Origin of the sequence: Loktanella sp. DJP18 (genome assembly GCF_049310965.1) — a bacterium.
Classification (GTDB): domain Bacteria; phylum Pseudomonadota; class Alphaproteobacteria; order Rhodobacterales; family Rhodobacteraceae; genus Loktanella.
Genome location: NZ_JBMERN010000131.1, coordinates 1 through 9648, shown reverse-complemented (window position 1 = coordinate 9648; position 9648 = coordinate 1). Strand labels below are relative to the sequence as shown.

9 protein-coding genes and 1 other annotated feature are annotated in these 9648 nt (G+C 59.7%); of the genes, 3 read left to right on the top strand and 6 right to left on the bottom strand.

Annotated elements, in window-relative coordinates:
* A partial coding sequence (locus ACOI1H_RS21325) for a DDE-type integrase/transposase/recombinase (protein ID WP_422440005.1) occupies positions 1–325 on the top strand: 325 nt, incomplete at its 5' end.
* 439 nt (positions 326–764) lie between these two features.
* On the opposite strand, the gene ACOI1H_RS21320 is transcribed toward ACOI1H_RS21325, so the two are convergent.
* The 6 genes from ACOI1H_RS21320 to ACOI1H_RS21295 form a co-directional block, all read right to left on the bottom strand.
* The gene (locus tag ACOI1H_RS21320) at positions 765–1619 is read right to left on the bottom strand and encodes a universal stress protein (RefSeq protein WP_422440004.1); all 855 of its coding nucleotides are present in this window, start codon (positions 1617–1619) and stop codon (positions 765–767) included.
* A 14-nt stretch (positions 1620–1633) separates the two neighbouring features.
* The gene (locus tag ACOI1H_RS21315; protein ID WP_422440003.1) at positions 1634–3133 is read right to left on the bottom strand and encodes a SulP family inorganic anion transporter; all 1500 of its coding nucleotides are present in this window, start codon (positions 3131–3133) and stop codon (positions 1634–1636) included.
* 75 nt (positions 3134–3208) lie between these two features.
* Positions 3209–3264: a sequence feature (sul1 is cis-regulatory element that is thought to sense ions involved in sulfur or methionine metabolism; They are found in Alphaproteobacteria), on the bottom strand.
* A gap of 307 nt (positions 3265–3571) precedes the next feature.
* The gene (locus ACOI1H_RS21310) at positions 3572–4381 is read right to left on the bottom strand and encodes a class I SAM-dependent methyltransferase (RefSeq protein ID WP_422440002.1); all 810 of its coding nucleotides are present in this window, start codon (positions 4379–4381) and stop codon (positions 3572–3574) included.
* Between the two features lie 314 nt (positions 4382–4695).
* Positions 4696–5079 (bottom strand): hypothetical protein, encoded by a 384-nt coding sequence (locus ACOI1H_RS21305; protein ID WP_422440001.1) that lies wholly within the window; start codon positions 5077–5079, stop codon positions 4696–4698.
* Complete coding sequence (locus ACOI1H_RS21300; protein ID WP_422440000.1) at positions 5076–6401, bottom strand: recombinase family protein; 1326 nt, start codon at positions 6399–6401, stop codon at positions 5076–5078. Before ACOI1H_RS21300 ends, ACOI1H_RS21305 begins: the two co-directional genes overlap by 4 nt.
* On the bottom strand, positions 6398–6850 hold the full coding sequence (locus ACOI1H_RS21295) for a DUF2924 domain-containing protein (RefSeq protein ID WP_422439999.1): 453 nt from the start codon (positions 6848–6850) through the stop codon (positions 6398–6400). Before ACOI1H_RS21295 ends, ACOI1H_RS21300 begins: the two co-directional genes overlap by 4 nt.
* Before the next feature lie 483 nt (positions 6851–7333).
* Between ACOI1H_RS21295 and ACOI1H_RS21290 the strand changes: the two genes are divergently transcribed.
* Together ACOI1H_RS21290 and ACOI1H_RS21285 are read left to right on the top strand one after the other, a co-directional pair.
* Positions 7334–8566: a hypothetical protein gene (locus ACOI1H_RS21290; RefSeq protein ID WP_422439997.1), complete on the top strand. Its 1233-nt coding sequence runs from the start codon at positions 7334–7336 to the stop codon at positions 8564–8566.
* The gene (locus tag ACOI1H_RS21285) at positions 8526–9452 is read left to right on the top strand and encodes a hypothetical protein (RefSeq protein WP_422439995.1); all 927 of its coding nucleotides are present in this window, start codon (positions 8526–8528) and stop codon (positions 9450–9452) included. The genes ACOI1H_RS21290 and ACOI1H_RS21285 overlap by 41 nt, the downstream gene beginning before the upstream one ends.
* Positions 9453–9648: the final 196 nt, after the last annotated feature.

Sequence of the window (9648 nt, the reverse complement as noted above, 5' to 3'; positions counted from 1 at the left end):
TATGAAACGCCATGGCAAGGCTGAAGTGCTCGTCACCGACCAACTGCGTTCGTATGGCGCTGCCATGAAAGAGATCGGCAATGTGGGCCGACAAGAAACTGGCCGTTGGCTCAACAACAGGGGCGAGAATTCACACCAGTCCTTTCGAAGGCGAGAACGGGCGATGCTCCGCTTTCGGCGCATGAATACCTTGCAGAAATTCGTCGCAGTCCATGCCTCGGTCCACAACCATTTTAACCAGGAGCGCCATCTCTATTCACGACATAACTTTAAGCTGAACCGAGCCGCTGCTCTTTCCGAGTGGCGTCAACTTTGTTCGGCATAGGTTACGACGTTTCGCGGCAAACTGAGACTGGTTCGAATTAGTCTGACAGCACCCCAGAAGTCCTTCTCTCAGGGCCGATATTCTCTGAAGCTAATGACTGCGCCGTTTTAGTGCAGAGCCTGTAGGTCTTTGATTGTTATGGAGGTTTCCTGGTGAAAATACTGCACTTCGACTCCAGTGTCGTTCGGTCAGATAGACCTGAAATCGGAAGCGTCACCAATCACAAAAAGCCGGGTGAGATCGTTCTGCATGCTGCATTGCAGCGAGCGTCATCAAGGGCGGGAAGCGGACATTCACCGTCGAACTTTAAAAGACTTGATAGGTCATCGAGGCAGGTCAAGATTTTTACGGGCGAATGCCCTCAATGACCCATGAGAATGACGCTTCAACAGATCCTTCCTCACGCAGAGCATCAGGCAGCATCGCATGCCGCAGGTCTTTAACGATAGAGCAGCACCGGGATGCCTGCGGTTTGAATCATCGCTGTGGTGGTCGATCCGATCACCAGGCTGCGTATCCGGCTGTGGCCATAGGCGCCCATCACCAGCAAATCGAAACCCTCAGTCGTGACCAAGTCCTTTAGCACGTCCTCGGGTTCGCCCTTGGCCGTCAGGGCGGTGGCGGTGACATCGGCGCGCTGCAGTTTTGCCACGGCCTGTTCCGCTGTCGCCTGCACCTTTGCCGCGTCCTGCCCGACGCAGAGCACGGTCAGCGGCAGATCCGCAAACACCGCGCTGCCCGCCATCCGGTCAATCGCCACCTTGGCGCTTGCGCTGCCGTCATAGGCCACGAGCACCTTGAAAATCGGCTTGAAGGCGCGGGAGGCGACAAAGACCGGCACCTTCGACGCCCGGATGATCCGTTCCAGGTTCGACCCGAGGTGACCGTCCGCATATCCATGTGCCTCGCCGCGCTTACCGATGGTGATGGCGCGGACGCCGGTTTCCACAGCTTGCACCGCCTCCAGCAGGTCGCCCTTGCGCAGGTGTAGCTTCACCCCGGCGACACCGTCCTGTTCCAGGATCACCTTGGCATCCTCCAAGATCGCGTGGCCCTTCGCCTGTGCCAGCCTTGCGCGCTGTTCGTCCAGCGTCGCCAGTTCGGTCAGCAGTGCGGTGCGCGCGCCGAGGGCAAGGTTGCCCGATAGGTCTGTCTTTTGGCCACCCTCGCGGCGACCGAGGACATGCATCGCATCGACGCTGGACCCCAGCTTCTGCGCGATCCAGGCGGTGTGGTGGCAGACGCTGTGCGAATAGTCCGACCCATCCAGCAGTGCGAGTATCTTGTTGTCCATCTCGGTCTCCTCCCTCAGTGACTCATCAACTTGTCCATCGCGCCGGGCTTGTCATGAATGGCAAGCTTGTCGACGAGGGTGCGCGATGCCTCGTTCATGCCGATCAGCTCGACCTCCGCCCCCTCGCGGCGGAACTTCAGGATCGCCAAATCCAACGCCTGCACGGAACTGATGTCCCAGATCTGCGCGCGGCTGACGTCGATCACGACCTTGTCCGGGGCCTCGCGGAAATCGAACGCGTCGATGAAATCCTCGGCCGATCCGTAGAATAGCTGGCCTTCCATCACGTAGGTCCGGGTGCGGCCATCGTCGGACAGGCTGGTGGTGATGCGGAACAGCTGCGCGATCTTGGCGGCAAAGAAGATGCCTGACAAAAGCACGCCGACCAGAACCCCGATGGCGAGGTTGTGGGTATAGACGACCGTGACGACGGTCGAGAGCATCACGACGCTGGACGACCGGGGATGCACCCTCAGCGCCTTGATCGACGACCAGGAGAACGTGCCGATCGACACCATGATCATGATCGCGACCAGCGCGGGCATCGGAATCTGGCCGACGAGGTCACCGAGACCGACCACGAGGATCAGCAACACGACCCCGGCGGTAAAGCACGACAACCGCCCGCGCCCGCCGGATTTGACGTTGATGATCGACTGGCCGATCATCGCGCAGCCCGCCATGCCGCCGATGAAACCGGTGGCGGTATTGGCGATGCCCTGCCCGATGCATTCCTGATCGCGGCTCGATTTGGTGTCGGTCAGGTCATCGATGATGTTCTGCGTCATCAGGCTTTCCAGCAGGCCGACAACGGCGACGGCCAGCGCATAGGGCAGGATGATCAGGAAGGTCTCGAGGTTCAGCGGGATCTGCGGGATCAGAAACACCGGCAGCGTATCGGGCATCGCCCCCATGTCACCAACGGTGCGCACCCCATCCCAGCCCATAAGCGTGACCAGCAGGGTCAGCACAATGATTGTGACCAGCGGCGAAGGCACGGCAGTGGTCACGCGCGGCAGCAGGTAAATGATCGCCAGCCCCAGCGCCACCAGCGCGTAGGTCAGGTAGGTCACGCCCGGGCTGCTCAGGTCCAGCTCCGGCAGTTGCGCCATGAAGATCAGGATCGCAAGCGCGTTCAGGAACCCGGTCATCACCGATTTCGACACGTAACGCATGAAGCGCCCCAGCTTCAGAAATCCCGCGCCGATCTGGATCAGCCCGGCCAGCACTGTGGCCGCCAGCAGGTATTCAAGGCCATGATCGCGCACCAGCGTGATCATGAGCACTGCGGTGGCGGCAGTCGCGGCGGAGATCATCCCGGGTCGTCCGCCGACAAAGGCGATCAGCACCGCGATGGAAAACGAGGCATAAAGTCCCACTTTGGGGTCCACGCCCGCGATAATGGAAAAGGCGATAGCCTCAGGGATAAGGGCCAACGCCACGACGACGCCCGCAAGCAGGTCGCCACGGATGTTGCCAAACCATTGTTGGCGATAGTCGGAAAGAGAAATCATGTGTTTATAATACCCAAAGCGCGCAAGGTCCTGTGGCGGAGCGGTGCGTTGCTGCGATGTGACTGAGGTCAACAGGGTTGTCCGGCGGATCGGCGGCCGGAAGAGCCACCCGGAGTTTCACCGGGTCCGTGCGATACTGTTGCCTTCTGCACAGAATACGCAGCAGAAATCAACCTTTCCGTCCCGCCATTGATTTCGCAGAAGCCCTATTAGCTGAGTTTGCCCATAAAATAGTAGCCTGCTCTCCTTGCAATAGCAGCACCATCGACCAACATCTTCATCGGCGGATGTGCCACGAGATGTTGCACGACGGGCGTCCTGCCAGTCCGCCGTGGATGGCTGGAAGGTCTGCTCTGGGCCGCACCTGACGCTGGAGGTTGGCAGAAAACTATCGGATTCGTCGCGGCCCGGAAGCCGGCTTGCAGGCCTTTCCGGACATCAACTAACCTGAGAAATCACAGCCCAAGCCCGAATCCTGAGCGAAATAGAACCGTCATGCTGTCGGGGCAGAGTTTCGGAGAGCTTGCCCCTGAGCCGTTCTCGGGCTTCGGCCGACAGGCTGACACAGTAACCAGGCGCTGGTCCTGCGCCCAGCGTAAACGGCTGCCAGTAATCTTCAAAATCCGAGAAGATGGAGATAGCCTCGAGTCTGGTAACTGTTGGTTTATCGAGCCCGGCATCGCGAGCGAGACCAAGCAGGCCCTCTTCGGTGCAGAATGGGAAGCGCTTATCTTCGGTGTGATCGCCAGCTTTCGGATCGAGGGCGACGGCTGCTGTCCAGAAGGCCCGCATGAATTCAACGCCGCCTCCCGGATAATCCCAGACATAAAAGGCAACGGTCCCGCCCGGACGAGTGATGCGCTTCATCTCCCGCAGCGCGGCGATCCGGTCGGGCACGAAGTTCAGCACCAAACCTGAGACCGCGACGTCGAAACTGGCTGACGGCATTCCTGCGAGGCTTTCGGCATTGGCTGCACGGAAGGTCACATGAGCCCCGGTCACCTTTTGTCTGGCAGTGGCGATGAATCCGTCCGATGGATCGAGTGCAATCACGCTGCTGGGATCGCATAGGTCAGTGATGGCCTTGGTCAGGACACCGGTTCCGCAGCCGAGTTCAAGCCAGTCGAGAGCGCGCGGCACGGCGAGCAGATCGAGAAAGAGAGGTGCGATGTAGTTACTCCAGCGTCCCATGTAGGCGTCGTAGCTGTCGCCGGCCTGCCAAGCGTCGTGGCGTGCGTGTTCTACCATCGCGGATCTCCCGATGTTGAAATGGCCGCCGAAACCGCCAACTATGTAAAATGCTACACCATCGCTCTGGAAACCTGGCAATCGTTTGCGACAAATTGAATTAAATCTGGACCGTTTTCGCCTCAGCCTTCTATCTTTTGCGACGGGTGTGAATAGCCCGGGCTACCGGGGCAGAGGAGTTATGGCAGCTTTGTCTGCGCTGCCGTCAACACTGATTTGGAATTGCTGCGCGACGCCCAGATGACCGGTCCGGGAAAGCCGCACCGCGGCATGAGGCGGCCCGGAGAATGTCTCCTGTGGGCCGTTCACGTCGCTCAATCAAAGCTACGCCGCTGGTAATCCCACTCTAACGGGAAGGGTTCCAGTCCCCGCGCCAACGAAACATCTGATGCTGGCTTTCCGTCCAAAATGACCTCAACGATGTCGGGCGCGAGCAGGGTCAGCCGCAGGACTCGGGTCATGTAAGACGGCGCGATGCCCTCGCGCGCGGCCAGTTCGGCGATTGTCGTGAACTCGCCGGATTCCAGCATCCGCTTCCAGCGGAATGCGCGGGCCAGCGCCTTGAGCAGCGTGCTATCGGTCTTGCGCGGCTGTGCAGCGCCTTCGGGCATCTGCATTTCCTTCCGCCCGCCACGCTTCACGACGTGGAATGGCACGTGGATTGTGACCGTCTCGGGGACCGCCGTAGTGCGGGTCATGCGGCCGCCCCCATGTCGCCAGCCAACATCTCTCGCGCGAGGTCTCCGAGACCGTCCATCCGGATCCGGAAGTTGAGCCCGTCTGTGCCGATATCTACGCGCTCGACCAGCAGCGCCACAATACGCGCCTGCTCGGCGGGGAACAGTTCGTCCCATAGCGGGTCAAGCTGCTGCAGCGCCGCACGAGCGTCGACTTCATTGATGTCGTCGTCGTGGGCGCGCGCGGCCTTCCATGTGCCCGCCACAATCTCAGGCTGGCGGAACACGGCGCGGAGCTGGTCAATCACGGCGGTCTCGATCTCACCGGCGGGCACCCGGCCGACCGGGCAAGATCCGGCACCATGCTTCAAAACCGTCTGGCTGACGTAGTAGCGGTACAGCCGCCCGCCCTTGCGGGTGTGGGTCGGCGAGAACGCCGCACCGTCTGGGCCGTAGAGCAGCCCCTTCAACAGCGCGGGCGTGTCGGCGCGGGTGCGCGCGGCGCGCTTGCGGGGGCTTTCCGTCAGTATGGCGTGAACCTTGTCCCATTCGTCTTGGGCGATGATCGCTGCATGCTCGCCCGGGTAGCTGGTGCCCCTGTGGACCGCCTGGCCGATGTAGACCCGGTTGTTCAGCATCCGGTAGATGAACTTCTTGTCGATGCGATGGCCGCGCGCGGTCGTGACACCCCGTTCGGCCAGTTCACGCGCCAGCACCGTCCCCGAGCCAATCTCGATGAACCGGGCGAAGACCCAGCGCACGTGTTCGGCGTCAGCTTCTCGTATTATCAGCTTGCGGTCTTTCACCATGTACCCCAGCGGGGGACAGCCACCCATCCACATGCCCTTGCGGCGCGATGCAGCAATCTTGTCCCGGATGCGCTCGCCTGTCACCTCGCGCTCGAACTGGGCGAAGCTGAGCAAGATGTTCAGCGTCAGCCGCCCCATCGAGGTGGTGGTGTTGAACGATTGGGTGACCGAGACGAATGTCACGCCGTTGCGGTCGAACACCTCCACCAGCTTGGAAAAGTCCATCAGCGAGCGCGACAGACGGTCGATCTTGTAGACGACGACCACGTCGACCAGCCCGTGCTCGATGTCTTCCAGCAGTCGTTTCAGGCCAGGGCGTTCCAGCGTCCCGCCGGAGATGTCGCCATCGTCATATTGGTCGCGGACCAGCACCCAACCCTCGGACCGCTGGCTGGCGATGTAGGCCTCACAGGCCTCCCGCTGGGCATGTAGGCTGTTGAACTCCTGCTCCAGCCCTTCTTCGGACGACTTGCGCGTGTAGACCGCACACCGCAGCTTGCGGACGACCTTCGATGGTTCCGGCACTCTGGTCATTTCCGCCCCCTGTGGTTCTTGAGGCCGAAGAACACCCAGCCGTTCCAGCGTGTGCCGGTGATCGCGCGGGCGATGGCGGACAGCGACTTGTAGGGCCGCCCCTGCCATTCGAAACCGTCCGCGGTCACGGTGACGATCTGTTCGGTGCCCTGCCACTCGCGCAGCAGCCGCGTGCCGGTGATGGGGCGGCCGCGGTCGGCGCGGAGGCCGCGCTTCCTTTTGTCACCGCCGTCCAGCTCCTCTCCCAGCTGCTCGAGCCGGCGGACCGTTTCGGGCTTCAGCCCGCCGTAGACGAGTTCCTGGATGCGGTAGGCCAGGCGGGATTCCAAGTAGCGGCGGTTGAAGGGTGGCGGCTCGCTGTTGAACAGATCGCGCCATTGCGCCTTCAGGTCGGGCGTCGGCGTTGTCTTCAGCGCGGCCAGGCGCGCGGGAATGGGGTCATGGGTCATGCGATTCTCCGGTGCGTTGGAGTTGCATGACCACTCAGGTGGCCAGTGGAGTGAAGCGAACTCTCTCCAGTCTCTGCGGATAGTTCGCTTGACTGGCGTGCCCGCACCCGGATCAGCCCGAGGGCGAGGATCCGGCACAACGCGGCGCGGCGTTCCATCGGCGACATGAGGTGGGGTGAAATGGCATTGGGACCTGATGCTGACATACAGGTATCTACTCGCCGACTCCGGAAAACGTCCCAGCAGTATCGAAGGGTTGACTTCGCTGGGTAGGGCTGAGCCTTGGTCTGCCGGCAGATTTCCGCCAAATGATCCAGTACGGAGATGGAAGTCTCTTGACTCGCAAAAATTGTTTATTTCGTTTTCAACGGCTTGGGGTCGATCAACACGGTATATTTACCGCGCCCCTTGAAGACGTGATTGCGATCCCCGATCTGGCTTGAACCAAACAGTCATTTCAATTCAAAAGCAAGGAGCGTGCCTATGGCCGGTCGGGTCCAGAAATTTGCCAATCGTACATTTTTCAAGACCGCTAAGATTAATTTGTTAAGACGACTACTCGAACCTTATTTCAGTGCAATCGGCTTGAACTGGTCGGACCTACCAGAAAATGACAGTGAAAAGCGTGACGACCTTTTTGAGTTGTTTGGGCTTGAAAATCATTTCCCGATGGAGTTGCGAAATGCGCTGCATCGTATCCAGCGTCTCTCCGGTCAGATCGGCGCGCGCATTCTCATCGAACAGGCGCAACTTCAGCAAGTCGATCTGCAAACAAATGCAAGTTCGGAAGGTAGCGTCGAATGCCTCGATACTCGGTCAATCGCGCTCGCAGCATACCTCGATCACCGTTCCTTGTTTGACAGGGCTGCGGATCTGAGCCTCCTCTGGACGCCATCCCGCATGCTCGAGCGTCGCGCTGCATGCATGGGCATCCGCAGTCGCCATGACGATTTTCTTCACATGGAAGACTTCCGATCTGCGGCTCAAGCATTCTTCCTGGACAAATACCGTGGCAACTTCTGCGACGTCCGGTGGTATCCGGACAATGAATGGATTGGCGTCATCGTATCGCATGGTCGCCATAGAAAGACGGCCAATGTTGAGGAAAATGGTGTCGAGGAGACGCTATCGTATCGCGAAATCAGCGAAGACGTCATTCGTTATTCCGAAAAGACCGGCAGGATCAAGGTTGCGGCAGAGTCGATGACAGACGCGCAGATGCTGGTCGCTCTTTTCGCGCTGCATTTGCTTGGAAAGCCGGATGCCTTCAGCGGCGCTGCAGCCAAAACACTCTACACGTTGCAGCCCATTCAATCGCAGGGTGCCGACTTTACATTCATGACGGGCTGGGACGACACCGTATCGTCTGTCTCAATCGTTGATGTGCAGGCTGACGATGGTCGCGTCCAAGCGGGTGGCGGACGACGCATGTCGCCATGGAACATCAAAATGGGCGATGACCATAATGCGGTCAAGCGTCTGGGCTCGACGCTCGGCAATTCAAGCCTGACAGGCCTCTCTCTGAAGTCGGTCCGGTTGATGTTTCATATTGATTGTCCAGGCTCGAGAAAGGTCAGGGTGCCGGTTCGTATGCAGCCGCCCGACATCCTGAGCATTCACGATCAAACCTTTGAGGATACGATCTACGACCACTTGCAACAGAATGGTTTGCTGCATGATCCATCTCGTTCTGCGAACCCTAATACGATTCATTGATCAGCACCCCCCGCGCTCCCTTGGGCTTGCGGATCTAGATGGTTCAGAAGCTGAATTTCGCTATCTGATTGCGAACGGTCTCATCCGGGAACAGGCGATCCCGGATGAGATCGACGGCGCGGTGGTCGTGGAGATCGAAGGGCGCACATTCCTGGTGTCCCCCGACGGGAGTGACGCATCTGAGCAGGTTGATCTGCAGGACTTGCGAAGTTTTTGTATCGACGTTGGCGCTTTTGCCCGGTTGATCAGAGGCGATCTGCAACTCGCGGGTCCGCCAATCGAACCGATCACCGATCGCCTGACTTACCTCGGGTCCCGCGGGGAAGGCGCGCGCAGAGAAGCCGTTCATCTGATGCGCGGGCTCGGGCCAGTGAATGCGATGAAGCATGGATCGATTGCCAGAGGTCACGATCCGGCACCACGCCATACCTTCGTGGCCCCAATGAACCCCCGGCTGCCGACGGCCGTCATGCGGCAGATGTCGGCCGTCGGCGTCAGGGTGATTGGTCTCCCAACCCTGATCAATGAAGGACGTCTGTATGCGCTTCCTGTGTGGGGCGGGGAGTCGAAGAATGCACGTCTGATCGTGGATTGTGACGGTCATGTCGCGTCACTGGATGATGTGGACCTGTCCCTTCCCCGACGGGAATTTGCAGTGATAGTCGCATTGGCTGCCGAGGCAACAGCTGAAGCCGGATTTGTGCACCGGGACCGACTCGCAACGGCGATCCACGATGCGGTGGGTCACGGTGACCGAAATGACGAACAGGTCACAAGCGTCATCAGTAGCTTGCGGCGAGCATTCGCGGGTCGGCTTACCATCAAATCGGTGCGGAACGTCGGTTATCGGCTCGAATGCGGCTGTGATGATGTCAGCGTCTTCTGAGACGGGCGACAGGTTCGGGAAAGGTTTGCAGGAGGTTCACGACAGGTAACGGCAGGTCGTTCACATCAGGTTGGGTGGGGAAGTAACCTGCCAAAGGCTGATGCAATGAACCCTATAGACGAGTGCGACCTAGACGTAATTCTGTGCGAGGCACGACAGGGTGCCAAACGCCTGCAATATCGATTGAGAGCCGATC